Genomic DNA, 17,734 nt, shown 5'->3' with positions numbered 1-17,734 from the left:
TACGAAGATGAGACGCCTTGCCTATGGCGTCTCATCTTTGTTGTCGAATATTCTTTAACCGCAGGAGGCCCATTTTAACCTCACGATTTCCGCAGCCGACGCTATAATACTACGCATGTGTTATATTTTATCTGCCGTAAACAGATGGACCAATATGCAATATGGAGGACTGATCTATGAGAGAAAATCTTCGCACAAACTTCCTCGGCATCGAAATGCCCAATCCCTTTATGCTGGCCTCTGCGCCTCCCGCGCGCGACCGTGAGATGATAGACCGCGCGTTTCAGGCAGGCTGGGGAGGCGCGGTGATCAAGACGCTAACCCAATACACCGGCACGGAGGGGGACGAGATCAGAGACGTCTCTCCGCGTATCTTCCCCGTCCGCGGTATGGGCGGCGAGTTCAAAAACGCGGTATTCGGATATATGAACATTGAATTAACCTCGCAGAAGACGAACGAAGAATCCTGCGAAGACATCTCCTTTTTAAAAAAACGCTGGCCTGACCGTGCTGTCATCGCGAGCATCCTTTACGGGCACGCGCCAATAAAAGAAAAATGGCAGCGAGCGGCGGCCGACTGCGAACTTGCGGGAGCGGACGCCATCGAGCTGAACTTCTCCTGCCCCCACGGATGCAGCGAGATCGGCAGCGGCGTGAGCATCGGCGGCAACCCGGCGAAGATCAAAGAGATACTCGGCTGGGTGAAAGAGGCGACAAAGCTGCCGCTCATCACAAAGCTCACAGTACTTTCGGACATCGTCTACGCCGCGGCGCTCTCGGAGGAGTATGGCGCGGATGCGGTCTGCGCTATAAACACCGTCAGCTCAATGCCAGGAATAGACCTTGAGAATTTCCGCCCGCGCCTGAACGTCGGCGGCGTAGGCACCGCAGGCGGACTCTCGGGACACATGATAAAGCTGATCGCGCTGCGCTCGGTGCTGGAGATCGCGCGCGTCGTGAAGATACCGATATCCGGCAGCGGCGGGATCTACGACTGGCATGACGCCGCCGAGTTCATCCTCGCGGGAGCCTCGACGCTGCAGATTTGTTCGGCGGTCATGGAACACGGCTACGACATCATCGGCGGTCTGTGCAGCGGACTATCCGCCTACATGGAACGCATGGGATTTGAAGATATCGAGGCCTTTCGCGGCAAAGCCCTCGGCAGTATCGTCCACCATGCCGACATCGACAGGGGACGCCTCTTCAAGCCCAGTCTCAACCTCATGAAGTGCAGCTGCTGCGGCCGGTGCGCCGTCAGCTGCCGCGACGCGGGCTATCAGGCGATCTCGCTCTCACGCGGCGGCATATCTATAGATATGGACAAATGCACGGGCTGCGGCCTCTGCTACGGACTCTGCCCCAACGAGGCGTTGACGCCTGTCGGAGTCCGCGTTTAAGCGCCGCCGATTGGTGGAGGTCAAGTGAGCCGCGGCAGTAAACGCCGCGCTCACTTATTTTTGACGGTATTCAGCAGTTTTTTGACATTGTCATATAATCTGTCAAGGTCGTCAAAGACGGTCAGGACGCCGTAAAGATCGTAACACCGCCGGCAAACGCGCCAAACTTTAAGAAATCCGCGCTGACGCGGCTTATCTCCAACGCTTTCGCCCGCCCGCCTCAGCGCGGAACGACAAGGCTCTTCATATTCCTTCGCAGCCTCATTATCCGGCGAATGATGGAAAAGAACGCCGATACTATCAGCGGTTCGAGAAACTTTAATATCAAAAGTAACGCAAGCGGAACACGGTAGTCCGCGGTTTTAATCCACCCCTCCAGCCAACAGCAGGACCGCGGCGATATAAAGCAGCGCCACAGCCGCAAACAGGCAAAGAACGATCTTTACCGCCCCTCAGTTTTGCACAACGGGCAGTTTAGAGGCCAGCGCCAACGATATGATAAGCAACAAGGCTGCCGTCCAGAGCAGCATCAATTATCCCTTCGCGTTATTCAAACCAGGACCGCGCCGCCTTGAAGCTGATTATGGCCCAGCTTTTTTTGCCGCCGTATTTCCACAGCCTGGCCAGGGCATCGAATCCGTGCTTCGGCGCTCCCCACTCGTCTTCGGCGCAGCAGACCTCGCCAGTCATTCTCAGGCTGCCGGAGTCCTCCAGATAGACCTCCTTTACCCGCGCATGATATACGGCCTCGCCGTCCGCGCCGTCAAAGTGATAGAGCTTTCCGTCGTAGCCATAGGACAGCCCGTTAGCGGAGACGGCCTTGTGCTCTTTGAATTTAAGACCGAAATACCTTTCAACACTCTCCGCGACATATCTTCCATCGACGGTCATCCCTCCGAATAGGCAGCCCTCTCTCTTGCAGGGAACGATACGGCTACGGTAATTGTTTCCGTAGTTATGTCAGATGCCAAAGCTGATAAGCTCCGCGCGGCTCAGCTTCGCCGTCTCAAAATCCATCATGCCCAGCGCCGTAAAATTGGAAAGAAATACGTCCATCTGTTTTAGCTCCTCCGGCTTGACATCCAGCCTCGTCTGGGCGGCTATTGCCGGAGCCGATATAACTAGAATGAGGATAAGCAGAGCTGCCGCCGCAAAGCGTCGCCGTCACTCAGAGTCATCTCCGCCCTCACCCATGTCTTCGTACCAGGATTTCGCCACCTTAAAGCTCAGGATAGCCCAGGTATCTTTTCCATTATATTTCCATGGTTTAACCAACGCGGTGAAGCCATACCGCTCTTCACTCTGTCCGTCCGGATAGTAGACCTCTCCGGCCATCCGGAGCCTTCCCGAGGCGTCACGGCACACCGTCTTCACGCGCGCGTGGACCGCCGCATCGCCGTCGGCGCCGTGAAGATAGTAGAACCTGCCGTCGTAGTAATAGGAATGATAACCGTCGTCAACAGCGCCGTGTTCCTTAAAATCAAGGGCGAAATATCTTTTGATGCTCTCGGAGACGTATTTACCTTCGATAAGCAGATCGCCGTACTCTCTATCTCTATCTTTGGCCGGCTGGATACGGGTGTGGTAATTATTTATATAATTATGCCAAATCCCGAAATGGATGAGATCGGCGCGTTTCAGCTTCGCCGTCTCAAAATCCATCATGCCCAGTTCGGTGAAATTACTCAAAAAGGTGCTCATGCTTTTTAGTTCGGCGGGCTTGATATTAAGCTTCGTCTCGGCGGCAAACGACGGGAAGGTCATGACAAGAACCGCCAATACGGCTGAGAGAGACGCCACGAACGCTTTTATGTTTTTCCCAATCTCATTCACCTCATATCCTACGGACCGGCGGCGTCCGCGCAAAAGCAGGCCGCCGCATGAGTCTTTATCTATTTCTTCTGCCTCGCGTATCTGCCGTTCGGGTCAACGCCCAGCTCCGCTCCGCTTCCATCTTTGAAGCCTTCCGCAGCCTTCAGTTCGATCTCATTCCCCTCAAGAGTCAGGGTGAAGAGTTTCTCTTCTCCGCCTCTGTCGGCGACCGCCATCGTCCTGCCCATAAGCCTGCCAAGACACTCGCCCAATTCCGCGGCGGAATGAGGGCTCTTATCAGGCCTCACCGTCAGCGATATGGCATAGACTTTCTTCTCATCGTCTTGCTGAATGGCAAGCGACGCCACTAAACCTTAGCCTTTCAGCCGGTAGAGCCCCTGCGCGCCCGCGGGGTTTTTCATCAGCCACTGCCACAGCAGCACGCGTTCGATATTTCCGAAACAGCCGTAGTAGGCGGTGGCGTATGCTTCGGCCTCGGCGGCGCCGTTCTTTATCATCTCCGCGTGCCGCGCCGGCATGGCGGCGAGCGGCGTCGTAAAGGCAACTATCAGCACTACGGGGCAGAAGGAGAGCCAATCTTTTTACGGATATCATCTCCATTTTCCTGCCATCTATAACAAACAGAATTTAACGTCGGGTGCTGACCTGTAAATAAAACCCCATTTTTTCCAGCTTGAACTTGCCCTTAGATTCTTTTATCTTCCGCAAAGAGGCCGCAAATACCATCCCAGGCTTTTGCTGGCGGCTCACCGAAACAAGTATACCACAGCACATGCGCCGGCTGCGGCAATCTCTCCCTAATATACTCACGGACTGCGGTCGTCTTGCCAAAGCCGGAGGGGGCCTCTACCATAATCAGCGGCGAGAAAAGGATAGCGGATAAACTCGCCAGAAGGCGCTCAGGGAAAAAGTAGCTGTCTCCGTACCTGTAGCTGGCTGTCCTTTTTTATCTTCCGGCATATGATTTCTCCACGTTAAAAATATTACTGTATTTTATCTGTTTTTGAAGATAGGACGGCATGAGTAAATAACTCATCCACCGTCTCCGGCACCCAATTCTTTTCTTTATATATCGCACTGTCAGCGCTGAAAATCGGCCGGCCCGCCTTCTGGACAGCGATGCCCCGCCTTAGTCCCTGCTTTTACCCATTGAATTATAGCGTACATAGAGCGCGTCTAGGGTCTTCGACCAGGGGGAGTAGGCGTCGCCCTCGCGGAGCAGCCGCAGGCCGAGTTCGTTTACGCCGCCGGGGGTCGAGTTGTCGACCAGGAAGGCTTCTATATCCTCCCCGCAGTCGGTGCGCATGAAAGAGGAGAGCGCCTCGTTCATATAACCGGCATAGTCGAGCGCCGTGCGGAACGAAAGTCCCCTTGCAATACCCCACTTTACATATTCGGCGATCAGCGCGTAATAGGGGACCATCATGCCCGTCACAGGCCCCAGCACCTCCAGCTCGCTCTCCGCCTGTACTTCGACGATAGCGCCGAGCGTCGCCAGCAGCTCGCGGCAGACCGGGTCTTTGCCGTAAAAGAGCACCGGCCCCATCCGTCTCGCGGCAAAGGGCAGCGGGATCGCGCGCACCGCGCTCATCGCGGGAGCGTAGAGATCAAGGGAATCCGCCAGCTTCACGCCTCCGGTGATATGGACGACACGGTGTTCTGGCTTGAATTTAATAGCTTCTGCCACAGCTTTATGCTGCTGCGGAAGCACCGCAATAAATACGACATCCGAGAAGTCGGCTACCTCCTGATTGGAGCCGGATATCGTTATCCTGTCAGGAAAAAGCGCCTTAAGCGTCTCGGCCTTATCCCTGTTTTTATGCACCGAGAGAACGATCTTCCCCGTAAATTCCGGCGCGGAGCAAAGCCCACGCACGATAAAAGAGGTTATGCCGCCGGTGCCGATAAATCCAAGTGTCAAAGCTGCCGTCATAAAAATCCACCGTCCGTTGATTAAAATTGGTAACTAATTGTAGCACCCGCGGCGGACAAAACAAAGGACCTCCATAAAGGAGGTCCTTTGCCGACATTTTATACAGGATATATAGTCGCTTACTGTCGCTATTTCGCGAATGCCTTTTTGATGCCCTCTACGGCCTTGTCGATCTGCTCGTAGGTGATGACGATCGGCGGCGCGAAGCGGATCGTGCGCTCGTGGGTCTCCTTCGCCAGTACGCCGTTGGCGATGAGCTTCTTCACATAGGCGGCCGCGGGGACGGAGAATTCAACGCCGATGAGGAGGCCGGAGCCGCGGACGTCGATGATCTCGGGGTTGTCTATCTCGCGGAGCTTCTGCATGAAGTAGTTGCCCTTCTCTTCGGCCTGCTTTGAATAATCGTCTCTTACGAGTATCTCCATCGCCTTTATTGAAACCGCGCAGGCTAAGGGGTTGCCACCGAAGGTCGAGCCGTGGGTCCCGGGGGTGAATACGCCAAGGACGTCCCTGTTGGCCGCGACCGCCGATATCGGCATTACGCCGCCGCCAAGAGCCTTGCCGAGGATGAAGATGTCGGGCTCGACATCCTCAAAGTTGCAGGCAAACATTCTTCCGGTGCGCGCGAAGCCCGTCTGAACCTCGTCGGCGATAAAGAGGATATTGTGCTTCGTGCAGATATCGCGCACTTCCTTAAGGTAACCCTTGGGAGGCGTGATGATCCCCGCCTCTCCCTGTATAGGCTCCGCCATGAAAGCAACTGTGTTGGGCGTGATCGCCTCTTCCAGGGCCTTGGCGTCGCCGTATTTGATTATCTTGAAGCCTTCGCAGTATGGTCCGTAGTTGATACGCGCGTCTGGGTCGGTGGAGAAACTTACGATGGCGATCGTGCGTCCGTGGAAGTTGTTCTCGCAGACGATAATCTCCTGCTTGCCGTTTTCGACGCCCTTGACCTCTGCCCCCCAGCGGCGGACGGTCTTAAGAGCCGTCTCAACGGCCTCAGCGCCGGTATTCATGGGGAGGATCATCTCTTTACCCGTCAGTTCGCAGAGTTTTTCATAGAAATCACAGAGAACGGCGTTGTGGAAGGCGCGTGAGGTAAGCGTCACCTTGTCGAGCTGATCTTTTGCGGCGGCCACGATCTCGGGATGACGGTGCCCGAAATTAAGGGCCGAGTAGGCCGAGAGCATATCAAAATACTCGCGTCCCTCGGGGTCGCGTACGATTACGCCCTCTCCCTCAACGATGACGACGTCTTTGGGGTGATAGTTGTGCGCGCCGAGTTTGTTTGTCTTGTCGATAATCTGCTGTGTGCTGAGCATTTCTTTTCCTCCTCATGATTATTGAACCGCTAGGGTTTATTTGTTTATTTTTAATCTTGATGAGATAAGTTTAACATCTTTTCTGAACTTTGAAAAGAGGCAAACTTCTACTTTTACTCAGATATATCAGCGTTATCAACTATTATTTTTAAAATAATCAGTAATAACCGAAACTAAAAATATAAACTTTGACCCAGTCTATAGTTCATATTTTATTATGCTTACGAATAGCACGCCAACGGCGCTTTCAGGTACGTATCCGGCAGATATGCAGCGTGCTTTCTTTAGTCCGGAAATCAGCGATGCTCTCTATCTCATAAAAATTATTGTTATAGGCAAGATACCACACGGGGTTAAAAAAAGAAAAGAACTTTCGTACCATCAGCGAGCGTCCCTTCTTCTTAAGAGCCTCCGCTCCAAGCTCATTTACAGAAAGCACGTCGCCGTTGCCGTTGATAACAATGAGGGGCTGCTTTGAAGCTGCCGCAAGTTTTTTTACTGACTCAAGGATATCTGAATGATTGTTTGTTTTTATTTTCAACGTATTTATCATGATTCGATATTCCCCCATTACTACTATTTTTTTTCCAGTAATTTTGCTAATCCATTTTTTCAAACACAATACTTAATTTACAAATACAGCTATTATATTATCATACATATCTATTTTTTATCAAGTATAGCTATTTATAATTTTTCAAAACTGTTATGGTAAACTATGTATACGACGAAAGAAGGGGCGATATGAGCGACACCCAAGGACTGTATAGGCTAATTTACAGATTTTACCGCGCGCAGATCGAAAGCGGTCAATATCAAAAGGGAGAACCGCTGCCCTCGGCACTGGAGATAGCGGAGACATTCGACGTTTCTTTTAGTACGGCAAGGAAAGCGCTGCAGTCCTTGAAAAGTGAAGGTTATATAGAGCTCTCGCCCGGCAGGACGGCCACCGTCTGCTGGGACGGGCAATGCGGCGCCAATAAATGCGAACTTTATGACCGTATTAGCGGCGTCATCGATATGTATGATGGGATGAGTTATTTTCTCCCCCCCATTCTGGCGCGCGGCGCGCGCTATGTTGACTCAGAAGGGTTAGAGAAGCTGGACCTCATCATCGCGGAGATCGCAAATAACAATTCGGGGGGTATCTTCGAATTTACCGTCTTTTTCATCAAACAGCTCGGCAATCCCGTGCTGCTGCACCTTTTTTGTGAGCTAGACAATTTTGTCTTTGCCGCGTTTTCGGGAGGCGACCGGCACTTTCATATTATGAACCGCGAGCATCCGTGGACGGAACACCTGCCGTTAAAGCTCTTTTACGATATTGCCGCGGCGGTAGACTCGGCGGACCGGGAGAGGTGCGCCGCACTGTTCCAAAAACTTGCCGCGTCATACGGGGATGATATGAACGCATATCTCAATTCCGTCGGACGGGAAAACGCGACCGGCAAGATACCGTTTCGCTGGCAGGTCTATGTGGAGCAGGAGCAGTATCTCTATTCGGCCGCCGTCGATCTGCTTTACAGGATCAATACGGGAAAGTTCCCCGGCCGCTGGCTGCCGCCGATACCCGATCTTGCGGCATCTCTTGGCGTATCCGAGATAACGGTGCGACGGACGATCAAGCTTTTGAACGGCATCGGCGTTACAGAGACGATAAATAGAAAGGGCACGAGGATATACGGGGTAGAAAGGGCGCGCCATACCGTAAAGGTCGACGTCGGCATGTTTAAGAACCGGTTTATCTTCGGCCTCCAGCTCCTGCATATCCTGGCGCTCACAATAGAAAATGTCTCCTATGAGGCCTTTCTCTTCTTCTCAGAGGAGGATATAAACGGGATCTCAGAGGCCATCGAGGAGGACGCCAAACGCGGCAGGGAGTTTCTGACCTTGGGCGTGACGATCAACATTATCTGCAAAACTTCAAAGAATACCGTGATAAGGGAAATTTATTCTCAGATCGCCGGACGGCTGGTATGGCTCTATCCACTGAGGCTGATTGAGTTTAAGGATCTTGATATTTATGATTTTCCGCAAAGCTCCGCGAGTATGCAGAAAAGCCTGCGCGAGGGACGGCGGCGGGATTTTTCACGCCATCTCTCGGAGGTCATGACCGCTACCTTCTTCGCGGCGCAGTCGGCGCTGCTTCAGCTTGGAATAACAGAGGCAGCCGAACTGCGGCTGCCCCCCAACGACTGATATAGAACAACTTCAAAAAATCTATTTTTGCCCCGCGAGAAATTCCACGTACTGGCGCGCGCTCCGGCCAGAGAAGCCTCCGTGTTTCAGCTCCCAGCGGATCGCGCCCAGCTCTAATTCTTCGTCGTTCACCTTCACGCCGTATTCCCCGGCGAGGCTGCGGACGATGTGCAGATATTCCTTCTGTTCAGGTGAAAAATAGCGTATAAGCAGACCAAAGCGGTCGACGAGGGACATCTTTTCCTGCATCGTCTCCGACTCGTGCATATCGTCGTCTTTGTCAAGGCGGTCGCCCCAGGTCTCTTTCATCAGGTGGCGGCGGTTTGAGGTGGCGTAGATAAGGACGTTATCCGGACGCTTTTCGATGCCGCCTTCGATAAAGGCTTTGAGGAATTTATATTCGACCTCAAACTGCTCAAAAGAGAGGTCGTCCATGAAGAGGATGAATTTATAGTTGCGCTGTTTGATCTCCTCAAGGACCGTCTCAAGGTCGTTTATCTGGTGTTTGTAGACCTCGATCATGCGCAGGCCGCGCGGCGCGTACTCGTTGAGCAGCGCCTTTATCGTCGAGGATTTGCCTGTCCCTCCCTCTCCGTAGAGCAGCACATTGTTCGCAGGGCGGCCATCGAGGAAGGCCAGGGTGTTGTCAACAACGGCCTTTTTCTGCTCATCATAGCCGATAAGGTCGGATAGCCTGATATCTTCCAGCGGTATCGCGGGAACGATTTCCCGCGCGTGCGCATCCCAGCGGAAGCCGCCGTAAAGGCCGAATTTGCCGACGCCATGCTCGCGGTAGAAGGACACGGCCGCCTCATAGAGCCCGGCGGGCGAGTCCGCCGCCGCCATCGCCGCGGCGAGTTCGCCGATGACGGCTCCCGCGGCGCGCCCAAAGGAGACGGGCCCCGCCGGCAAAGGCACGAAACCGTCAAGCAGGCCGACAGCGCCGAGACGAAGCTCATCCTCAAGCGCCCTCAGGTCATAGCGCAGATAGCCAAATAGAGTCTCAAAATCACGCATCGCAAATTCACGCATCGTGCCGCAGAGCGGCCCGTGGCGTTCATGCGCGAGCGAGAATGGATTTTCGTTTTCCGCAACTAGCATCGCAAGCCACGTCTGCCAGAGGTTCCCGGCGATACCGGCTCTCTCCGCCGCGGCGGCCATCTTCGCGGCACAGTCGCAGTACCACGAGGCGCTCTCCGCAAGAGAGGAATCGTCTATCTGTCCGGCGCTCTTTATGAGCCCCGAGATGCAGGCGAAGACCTCGTCGCGTTCAAAATCACGGTAGGGGATCAGCTCCCGTATCATCTTTAATCCTCGTCTGAATCGCTTATTCCGGCCTGCATACGGGCCTTCTTGCGCTGGTCCGCGTCGAGGATGGTCTTGCGGATACGCACGGAGAGCGGCGTCACCTCGACCAGTTCGTCGTCGCTGATCCACTCCAGCGCGGAATCCACCGTCATAGTGCGCGGCACGTCGAGCACCGTCATCATCTCTTTTGTCGCGGAACGGTGGTTCGTCTGCTGTTTGCGCTTGCTGGGATTACAGGGGATGTCCTTGCCGCGAGAGCTCTCGCCTACCACCTGCCCGTTGTATATCGCGTCTCCAGGCTTAATAAAGAGGGTACCGCGTTCCTGGAGGTTGTCCAAGGCGTAGCTCGTTGCGGTTCCGCTGTCCATGCTGACGAGCGAGCCACGCGAACGCGCGTTTATCTCTCCGACCCATTCGCCGTAACCGACAAAACGCGAAGCGAGGATGCCGAGGCCGCGCGTATCGGTGAGAAATTCTCCGCGGTAGCCGATGAGGCCGCGCGTCGGTATTCTGAATTCAAGACGGAGCACTCCCGTGCCGCCGTTTTCCATATTTTTAAGTTCGCCCTTGCGCTGCGCGAGCTTCTGGATGACAACACCCTGATATTCCTCGGGGACGTCGATGATGACCTCCTCCATCGGTTCGAGGGTGCGCCCCTTTTCGTCATGCTGCACGATTACCTCGGGGCGCGAGACGCAGACCTCCGATCCCTCGCGGCGGATCTCTTCTATGAGTATCCCCAGATGCAGCTCGCCGCGGCCTGAGACCTTAACGCCGTCTGGACGGCCAAGGTCCTCCATGCGCAGCGCGGGGTCCGTCTTGGTCTCGCGCTCGATACGCGCTTTGAGCTGACGGAGTGTGATGGCGTTGCCGTCCTGTCCCGCGAAGGGGCTGGTATTTACGATAAAGAACATGGATACCGTCGGCTCCTCGATATCGAGCGGCGGAATGACCTGGTCTCCGATCTCCGGGGCGCTCATAGTGTCGCCGAGATCGATATTTGCCGGGCCCGTGAACCAGACGATGTCTCCGGCGCCTACCGCCTCCACCTCGGCGCGGTCGAGTCCGTTTGTGACATAAAGGTGCGTGCAGGTCGAGGTATCGGTGGAGACGACCTCCCAGTTGGTCTGGTCGTAATCGGTCCAGCGAGTGTGGGTACGCAGTATCCGGTCTCCCTTGCGCAGGGTCCCCTGCAGTATCCTGCCGCAGCCGATACGGCCGAGGTATTCGCTCCACGATAGGGTGCAGACCTGCATAAGGAAGGGCTTGTCCATCTCCGCCTTGGGCGCGGGGACTCTCTCAATGATTGTCTTGAAAAGGTCCTGCATACCGGCCTTGGAATTATCCTCGTGTTTGTTAAGATCGTCGACGAACCAGCCCTGGAGTCCGGAGCCGTAGAGCACCGCGAAATCGCACTGCTCCTCAGTGGCGCCCAGCTCTATAAAGAGGTCGAATGTCTTGTCGAGCGCCGCGTCGGGCTCGGCGTTGGGACGGTCCACCTTGTTGACGATCACGATCGGCTTGAGTCCGAGTTTCAGCGCGCGCATAAGGACATAGCGCGTCTGCGGCATTGGTCCCTCGTTCGCGTCAACGAGCAGCAGAACGGAATCGACCATTGAGAGAACTCTTTCCACCTCTCCCGAAAAGTCAGCGTGCCCGGGGGTATCGACGATATTTATCTTATAGCCTTCCCATTCGACGGTGCAGTGCTTGGCCTTGATCGTGATGCCGCGCTCGCGCTCAAGATTTCCGGCGTCCATCACGCGCTCCTCCATCACCTGGTTGTCGCGGAAGAGGTGCGCCGCTTTGAAGATGCCGTCTATGAGCGTTGTCTTGCCATGGTCGATGTGAGCGATGATAGCGATATTTCTTATCTTTGAAGAGTCCTGCATTTTATAATGTTCCTCTCGGTTTAGTATGCTTCCTGAAAACTTTACGCCATTGAATTTTTTCAACCGGCGATTATTCTAGCCAACGTAAAATAATAACACTTACATGGCAAATTTGTCCAGCACCGATTGACCGCAGGGCAACGGTATGAACACGGGCAGCGCGGCCCTCAATAACTAATCTGTTACAATAAATCCATAATAGAATCGCTCTGTCTATTTGAAATTTTCAGGCGCTTAGAGTATATTAGTAACTATTCAATAACTACGCTCAGCCAAATGGCTTTAATAATACCGTTTCACCAGTAAACAGCGAAAAAGCTTGAAGGAGTGACAGATATGAAAGGGAAAATGCTTGCTCTCGTCAAAGAAAAACCGGGTGTCGGCCTATGGATGCGCGAGGTTGACATTCCCCAGCCCGGTCCCAACGACGTTTTGATAAAAATAAAGAAGACGTCGATCTGCGGAACGGATCTCCACATCTATAATTGGGATGAGTGGTCGCAAAAGACCATCAAGACCCCCATGACCATCGGCCACGAATATGTTGGAGAGATCGTCGAGCTCGGCAGCCATGTGCGCGGCTGGAAGGTCGGCGAGCGCGTCTCTGGCGAGGGGCACATCGTCTGCGGCGAGTGCCGCAATTGTCTCGCCGGACGCCGCCACTACTGCCCACATACGATCGGCGTCGGCGTGAACCGTGACGGCGCCTTCGCGCAGTACCTTTCGATACCAACGACGAATGTCTGGCGCTGCGCCCCCGATATCTCCGACGATATCATCTCCTGCTTCGACCCGCTCGGCAACGCCACCCATACGGCGCTGCAGTACGATCTCATCGGTGAGGACGTCCTCATCACGGGCGCGGGCCCCATCGGCATGATGGCCGTCGCGATCTGCCGCCACGTCGGCGCGCGAAACGTCGTCGTCAGCGACCTCAACGATTACCGCCTCGATCTCGCGAAAAAGCTCGGCGCCACGCGCACCGTGCGCGCCGATAAGGAGAATCTCCGCGACGTGATGCACGAGCTCGGCATGAAGGAGGGCTTCGACGTCGGGCTGGAGATGTCCGGCAGTCCGCAGGCCTTCTCCGGCATGGTAGACGTGATGCACAACAGCGGCAAAATCGCGCTGCTCGGGCTTGTGAAGCCCGGTACGGTCATCGACTGGGACAAGGTCATCTTCAACGGCCTGACGATAAAGGGCATCTACGGACGTGAGATGTACGAGACCTGGTACAAGATGACGACGATGCTGCAGAGCGGTCTTGACATCAGTGAAGTAATCACCCACCGCTTCGACGTGCGGGACTTTGAAAAGGGCTTCGCGGCGATGAACTCCGGACAGTCCGGAAAGGTCGTCCTCGACTGGCAGAACCTCTAGCGGCGGAATACAATAAATAAAATTTGACCGGTAATTTTTAACATCAACGAAAGGCGGCATATACAAAACATGAAAACTGCGATCGGCAAAATTGCGGCTGAGATAGAGAAGATAAAGGCCGACGGCCTCTATAAGAACGAGCGTATCATCACGACGCCGCAGCGCGACGTGATAGACACCACCGCCAAGGGCGGCGTCGTCAACATGTGCGCGAACAACTACCTCGGGCTCGCGGACAACGCGCGTGTCATCGAGGCGGCCAAGACCGCCTATGACCGCTGGGGCTATGGCCTCGCCTCCGTGCGTTTTATCTGCGGCACACAGCAGATACACAAGGATCTTGAAGCGGCGGTCAGCCGTTTCTTAGGCATGGAAGACACTATACTCTATTCCTCCTGCTTCGACGCCAACGGAGGCGTCTTTGAGCCTCTGCTATCAGATAAGGACGCGATAATCAGCGACGAACTGAACCACGCAAGCATCATCGACGGCGTGCGCCTCTGCAAGGCGAAGAAATTCCGCTACAAAAACAACGACATGACTTCGCTGCGCGAGCAGCTCGAGGCGGCAAAAGCGGCAGGCGCGGACATCAAGCTCATCGTCACGGACGGCGTCTTCTCAATGGACGGATACATCGCGAACCTTAAGGGCATCTGCGACCTGGCCGACGAATATGACGCCCTGGTGATGGTAGACGACAGCCACGCCGTCGGCTTCATGGGCGAGCGCGGACGCGGCACGCACGAATACTGCGGCGTCATGGGGCGCGTCGACATCATCACCGGCACCCTCGGCAAGGCTCTCGGCGGCGCTTCCGGCGGCTATGTGAGCGCGAAGGCCGAGATAGTGGAGATGCTGCGCCAGCGCAGCCGCCCCTACCTCTTCTCCAACACGGTCGCGCCCGCGATATGCGGCGCTTCGCTCGAGGTTATCAGAATGCTGGAAGAGTCGACTGAGTACCGCGACCGCGTACACGCCAACACGAAATATTTCCGCGAAAAGATGGCGGAGCTCGGTTTCGACATCCTTCCGGGAACACATCCCATCGTACCGATCATGCTCTACGACGCGAAGGTCGCCTCGGAGTTCGCCTCGCGCCTGCTTGAGAAGGGCATATATGTGACCGGCTTCTTCTACCCCGTAGTCCCGCAGGGCAAGGCGAGGGTGCGCACGCAGGTCTCCGCGGCCCACACGACAGAGGACCTCGACCGGGCGATCGCCGCCTTTACCGAGGTAAAAAAAGAGATGGGGCTATAGTTCCTCCGCCATAAAAAGACAAGAGCGGGGCCGGCCTGAATTTGACAGGCCGGCCCCGTTATCTCTTTGTATATCCGTTACGCGAAGCCGAGGCGTTCCTTCAGCGCCAGCAGGACATCCGTATCATCCGCCGTCACCATCAGCATATCTCCCTCTCTGACCTGCGTCTTGCCAGTCGGCGTGACCGAGCCGCTGCCGCGCCTGATAAGCATGATGCGGACGCTCTCGGGGAATTTCAGATCTTGCACCTCCATCCCCGCGGCCGGCGATCCCTTTGTCACGCTCAGCTCATACAGTCCGCCCTGAAGTTCCTCCTCATAGTCGGTAAAGCTGCGCGAGACGAGCGTCTTATCCTCATGATCGAGCTGGTCGAGCAGCGAGGCCACCGGTGCAAGCAGCGAGCCCTGAACTATGACCGAGGTCAGCGAAATGAAAAAAACCATGTTGAATATGACATCCCCGTTTGGAAGCGCGTGGGTGAGCGCATAAGAGGCAAAGACGATCGACGAGGCTCCACGCAGGCCGACCCATGAGACGAGGAGCTGCGCTCTCTTCGAGTATTTGAATGGCAGCAGCGTGAGAAAGACCGCCGCGGGACGAATGATGAACATCAGCATCGCGGAGATCGTAAGCGCAGGAAGCCATACCGAAGGCAGCTGCGAGGGAAAGACCAGCAGCCCCAGCGTTACAAAGACCAGTATCTGCATCAGCCAGGAAAAGCCGTCGAAGAAACGCACCAGCGACGACTTATGGACCAGCTTCATATTTCCCATCACCATACCGGCAATGTAGATTCCCAGGAATCCGTTGCCGTGCATCACCTGCACCGCCGAATAGATGAGGGCAGCCAACGTCGCCGCTACCACGGGATAGAGGCCGTCGCTGTTGAGCTTTATGCGGTTCGTCACCCAGGCTCCGGCATAACCGAAGGCGAAGCCAAGCACCCCGCCGATGACAAACTGCATCACGAACAGTGTGACAAAGCTGAAAAAGCTGCTGCCCGGCGACGTCATGAGGCCGATGATCGCTATCGTCAGCATATAGGCGGTGGGGTCGTTGCTGCTGCTCTCAAGCTCGAGAAGCGGCGCGAGCGGCGCTTTGAGGTTCAGGTTGTTCGAGCGCAGAATGGAAAAGACGGAGGCGGCGTCGGTACAGGAGACGACCGCGCCGAGCAGAAGCCCCTGGAGCCACGTCAGCCCCACGAGAAGATGGGCCGCGACGGCGACAAGCACGGCGGTGATAATAACGCCGACCGTCGAGAGCAGCACCCCGGGCACCAGCACCTCTTTGGCGGATTTCCAGCTTGTTGCCATACCGCCGGCAAAAAGGATATAGCATATCGCAAAGTTTCCGATGGTGCTTGCGACGGCGGCATTGTCAAAATAGATGCCGCCGATACCGTCCGACCCCATTATCATCCCCGCGAGGATGAAGAATACGAGCACCGGAATACCGGCTTTTGTGAGAAAACGGCTGAATGCTATACAAAAAAGCAATATAAGTGAGACAAAAAGAATAAGGGCGTTGATATTATCCATAAAGAGGACCTCCCTCAGGCATTAAACTGGTCAATGTACCCATAATAACAGAAAACAATTGCAGGAACCACTAAGGAGAGGGCGATCCGCGGCGGTATTTCTACCTAATTATGATCCGCCACAGGCAAGACAGGGCGGAGTACGGAGGTCCGAAGACCTCCCGCACTTCGCCCTGTCATACAAGACTTATTTTTTAAGTCTTTAGTCGTTCGGCCTGATCTTCTTGTAGAATACGGCCTTGCCGTTCTTCGCTTCGAGGATGAATCCGTCCTTATCCTTTGGATTATGGAACTCGTCCATCGTGAGCTTTGTGTGCATCAGCTGGAGATCCTTCGTCTTTTCGAGAGCGTCGCGCACCTTGACGGGATCGGTGCTGTTCGCGCGCTTGATCGCGTCCGCGAGCCAGTAGACCGAGTCGTAGGCCATGACCGCGTTCATGAATTCCTGACACTCCGTCCCCGCCTGCCTCTTATACTTCGCGAAGAAATCCTTCAGCGCGGGATCTTCTTTAGCGACGTGGCTCACCCAGAAGGTGTTCCTCATCGCCTCTTTGCCGGTGATCTCCCACATAAAGTCGCCATAGCCGTCGCCGCCGATGATGGGGACGTCGATGCCCATCTCACGCGCCTGCTTGACGGAGAGAGGGGTGCACTTGCCCATTGTCGGCAGAACGAGCACATCCGGGTTCGACAGCTTGATCTTCGTCAGCTGGGCGCGGAAGTCGACGTCTTCACCGCGGTGGCCTTCGTCGGCAACGATCGTGCCGCCGGCGGCCTTAAAGCTCTTTGTGAAGAACTCGCAGAGACCGTGGGAATAGTCGCTCGATACATCGTAGAGTATCGCGGCCTTCTTCGCCTTAAGATCCTGCGCGGCAAATACGGCGAGAATTTTTCCCTGATAGGGATCAAGGAAACAAATACGGAAGTTATAGGGCTTTACCTTGCCTCTTTCATCAACCGTTACGTTCGGGTTTGTCGGGAGGGTCCCGATGTGTGGGACCTTGCCCTGATTGAATACAGGGGAGGCCGCGATGCAGAGGCCGGAGCCGCTGGGACCTATGACCGCGACGACCTTGTCCTGCTGGACAAGACGGCGGGCCGCGTTCACCATATCTTCGTTGCGTGTGCGGCAGTCATACATTACGATCTCAAGCTTCTTTCCGAGAACTCCGCCCTTTGCGTTGATCTCGCTGACTGCCATCTTGACGGCCTCGACTTCGGCGACGCCGTAGGCGGCGAAGTCTCCGGTGACCGTAGCTATTTCACCAATTCTGATCGTGTCGGCGGCGAATGCGGGGAGAGCCAGTAGCATAATTGCCAATACTGCGAATAGTTTGCGCATGCAAAAACCTCCTCATAAATTTTCCGTCTTTGATAGATCGGGGGGGGTGCAAGGAGATTTTACCATAATATACACATTTATAATAGACAAAAGCGCAAAAAAACTCTTTGTGCGTAATTTTGTTTCCTAAATTAAGCGTATAACACCAATTACTTTGGGAGAGTACTAAAAAATAGATACTTTAATTCTAATAGTAAATTAGCATCCTGTAATATCGCTATCATTATAAAATATTAAAATAAAATAATAAAGACGGCGTAAAAACTTCCGCCGCTTACATTAGAGCGGCCTTCGCCGCGCGTTTTTTATTCCCAGGCAGATATTCAGAGTA

Annotated in this window: 15 protein-coding genes; 4 read left to right on the top strand and 11 right to left on the bottom strand. The window is 54.7% G+C overall.

Going from position 1 to position 17,734, the window contains the following annotated elements; all coding sequences use genetic code 11:
- Nucleotides 1–176: 176 nt before the first annotated feature.
- Nucleotides 177–1,400, top strand: a complete 1,224-nt coding sequence (gene preA / locus LIO98_RS09655) for an NAD-dependent dihydropyrimidine dehydrogenase subunit PreA (protein ID WP_291956181.1) — start codon at nucleotides 177–179, stop codon at nucleotides 1,398–1,400.
- Between the two features lie 546 nt (nucleotides 1,401–1,946).
- Here preA and LIO98_RS09650 read toward each other — a convergent pair.
- The 7 genes from LIO98_RS09650 to LIO98_RS09620 all read right to left on the bottom strand — a co-directional run bounded on the left by LIO98_RS09650 (nucleotide 1,947) and on the right by LIO98_RS09620 (nucleotide 7,041).
- The gene (locus tag LIO98_RS09650) at nucleotides 1,947–2,291 is read right to left on the bottom strand and encodes a hypothetical protein (RefSeq protein WP_291956179.1); all 345 of its coding nucleotides are present in this window, start codon (nucleotides 2,289–2,291) and stop codon (nucleotides 1,947–1,949) included.
- A 273-nt stretch (nucleotides 2,292–2,564) separates the two neighbouring features.
- Nucleotides 2,565–3,179: a hypothetical protein gene (locus LIO98_RS09645; RefSeq protein ID WP_291956177.1), complete on the bottom strand. Its 615-nt coding sequence runs from the start codon at nucleotides 3,177–3,179 to the stop codon at nucleotides 2,565–2,567.
- Between the two features lie 113 nt (nucleotides 3,180–3,292).
- Complete coding sequence (locus LIO98_RS09640) at nucleotides 3,293–3,580, bottom strand: hypothetical protein (RefSeq protein ID WP_291956175.1); 288 nt, start codon at nucleotides 3,578–3,580, stop codon at nucleotides 3,293–3,295.
- A 6-nt stretch (nucleotides 3,581–3,586) separates the two neighbouring features.
- On the bottom strand, nucleotides 3,587–3,787 hold the full coding sequence (locus LIO98_RS09635; RefSeq protein ID WP_291956173.1) for a hypothetical protein: 201 nt from the start codon (nucleotides 3,785–3,787) through the stop codon (nucleotides 3,587–3,589).
- A gap of 575 nt (nucleotides 3,788–4,362) precedes the next feature.
- Nucleotides 4,363–5,166 carry an NAD(P)-binding domain-containing protein gene (locus tag LIO98_RS09630; protein WP_291956171.1) on the bottom strand — a complete coding sequence of 268 codons (804 nt, stop codon included), beginning with the start codon at nucleotides 5,164–5,166 and terminating at the stop codon, nucleotides 4,363–4,365.
- 128 nt (nucleotides 5,167–5,294) lie between these two features.
- On the bottom strand, nucleotides 5,295–6,488 hold the full coding sequence (rocD, locus tag LIO98_RS09625; RefSeq protein WP_291956169.1) for an ornithine--oxo-acid transaminase: 1,194 nt from the start codon (nucleotides 6,486–6,488) through the stop codon (nucleotides 5,295–5,297).
- A 247-nt stretch (nucleotides 6,489–6,735) separates the two neighbouring features.
- Nucleotides 6,736–7,041 (bottom strand): hypothetical protein, encoded by a 306-nt coding sequence (locus LIO98_RS09620; RefSeq protein WP_291956166.1) that lies wholly within the window; start codon nucleotides 7,039–7,041, stop codon nucleotides 6,736–6,738.
- A 155-nt stretch (nucleotides 7,042–7,196) separates the two neighbouring features.
- Between LIO98_RS09620 and LIO98_RS09615 the strand changes: the two genes are divergently transcribed.
- The gene (locus tag LIO98_RS09615) at nucleotides 7,197–8,687 is read left to right on the top strand and encodes a GntR family transcriptional regulator (RefSeq protein WP_291956164.1); all 1,491 of its coding nucleotides are present in this window, start codon (nucleotides 7,197–7,199) and stop codon (nucleotides 8,685–8,687) included.
- A gap of 21 nt (nucleotides 8,688–8,708) precedes the next feature.
- On the opposite strand, the gene LIO98_RS09610 is transcribed toward LIO98_RS09615, so the two are convergent.
- Complete coding sequence (locus tag LIO98_RS09610) at nucleotides 8,709–9,992, bottom strand: ATP-binding protein (RefSeq protein ID WP_291956163.1); 1,284 nt, start codon at nucleotides 9,990–9,992, stop codon at nucleotides 8,709–8,711.
- Between the two features lie 2 nt (nucleotides 9,993–9,994).
- Complete coding sequence (typA, locus tag LIO98_RS09605; protein ID WP_291956161.1) at nucleotides 9,995–11,887, bottom strand: translational GTPase TypA; 1,893 nt, start codon at nucleotides 11,885–11,887, stop codon at nucleotides 9,995–9,997.
- Between the two features lie 348 nt (nucleotides 11,888–12,235).
- Here typA and tdh point away from each other — a divergent pair, with 348 nt between their 5' ends.
- Both tdh and LIO98_RS09595 read left to right on the top strand, forming a co-directional pair.
- Entirely contained in the window at nucleotides 12,236–13,267 is a 1,032-nt protein-coding gene (gene tdh, locus LIO98_RS09600; RefSeq protein WP_363304231.1) for an L-threonine 3-dehydrogenase, read from the top strand.
- 69 nt (nucleotides 13,268–13,336) lie between these two features.
- Nucleotides 13,337–14,524 carry a glycine C-acetyltransferase gene (locus tag LIO98_RS09595; protein ID WP_291956157.1) on the top strand — a complete coding sequence of 396 codons (1,188 nt, stop codon included), beginning with the start codon at nucleotides 13,337–13,339 and terminating at the stop codon, nucleotides 14,522–14,524.
- A 77-nt stretch (nucleotides 14,525–14,601) separates the two neighbouring features.
- Here the strand turns inward: LIO98_RS09595 and LIO98_RS09590 are convergent, their stop codons facing one another.
- Nucleotides 14,602–16,062 (bottom strand): potassium/proton antiporter, encoded by a 1,461-nt coding sequence (locus LIO98_RS09590; protein WP_291956154.1) that lies wholly within the window; start codon nucleotides 16,060–16,062, stop codon nucleotides 14,602–14,604.
- Nucleotides 16,063–16,263: 201 nt separating this feature from the next.
- On the bottom strand, nucleotides 16,264–17,403 hold the full coding sequence (locus LIO98_RS09585; RefSeq protein WP_291956152.1) for an ABC transporter substrate-binding protein: 1,140 nt from the start codon (nucleotides 17,401–17,403) through the stop codon (nucleotides 16,264–16,266).
- Nucleotides 17,404–17,734 lie beyond the last annotated feature (331 nt).

It is taken from the genome of Cloacibacillus sp. (assembly GCF_020860125.1).
Taxonomy (GTDB): Bacteria; Synergistota; Synergistia; order Synergistales; family Synergistaceae; genus Cloacibacillus.
The sequence above is the reverse complement of the archived record's forward strand: the minus strand, read 5'-3'. Positions and strand labels throughout refer to the sequence as shown.

Bases quoted from the DNA above. Each gene is read 5' to 3' on its own strand.
- preA (WP_291956181.1), top strand. From the start codon at position 177: ATGAGAGAAAATCTTCGCACAAACTTCCTCGGCATCGAAATGCCCAAT.
- LIO98_RS09650 (WP_291956179.1), bottom strand. From the start codon at position 2,291: ATGACCGTCGATGGAAGATATGTCGCGGAGAGTGTTGAAAGGTATTTC.
- LIO98_RS09630 (WP_291956171.1), bottom strand. From the start codon at position 5,166: ATGACGGCAGCTTTGACACTTGGATTTATCGGCACCGGCGGCATAACC.
- rocD (WP_291956169.1), bottom strand. From the start codon at position 6,488: ATGCTCAGCACACAGCAGATTATCGACAAGACAAACAAACTCGGCGCG.
- LIO98_RS09620 (WP_291956166.1), bottom strand. From the start codon at position 7,041: ATGATAAATACGTTGAAAATAAAAACAAACAATCATTCAGATATCCTT.
- LIO98_RS09615 (WP_291956164.1), top strand. From the start codon at position 7,197: ATGGTAAACTATGTATACGACGAAAGAAGGGGCGATATGAGCGACACC.
- LIO98_RS09610 (WP_291956163.1), bottom strand. From the start codon at position 9,992: ATGATACGGGAGCTGATCCCCTACCGTGATTTTGAACGCGACGAGGTC.
- typA (WP_291956161.1), bottom strand. From the start codon at position 11,887: ATGCAGGACTCTTCAAAGATAAGAAATATCGCTATCATCGCTCACATC.
- tdh (WP_363304231.1), top strand. From the start codon at position 12,236: ATGCTTGCTCTCGTCAAAGAAAAACCGGGTGTCGGCCTATGGATGCGC.
- LIO98_RS09595 (WP_291956157.1), top strand. From the start codon at position 13,337: ATGAAAACTGCGATCGGCAAAATTGCGGCTGAGATAGAGAAGATAAAG.
- LIO98_RS09590 (WP_291956154.1), bottom strand. From the start codon at position 16,062: ATGGATAATATCAACGCCCTTATTCTTTTTGTCTCACTTATATTGCTT.
- LIO98_RS09585 (WP_291956152.1), bottom strand. From the start codon at position 17,403: ATGCGCAAACTATTCGCAGTATTGGCAATTATGCTACTGGCTCTCCCC.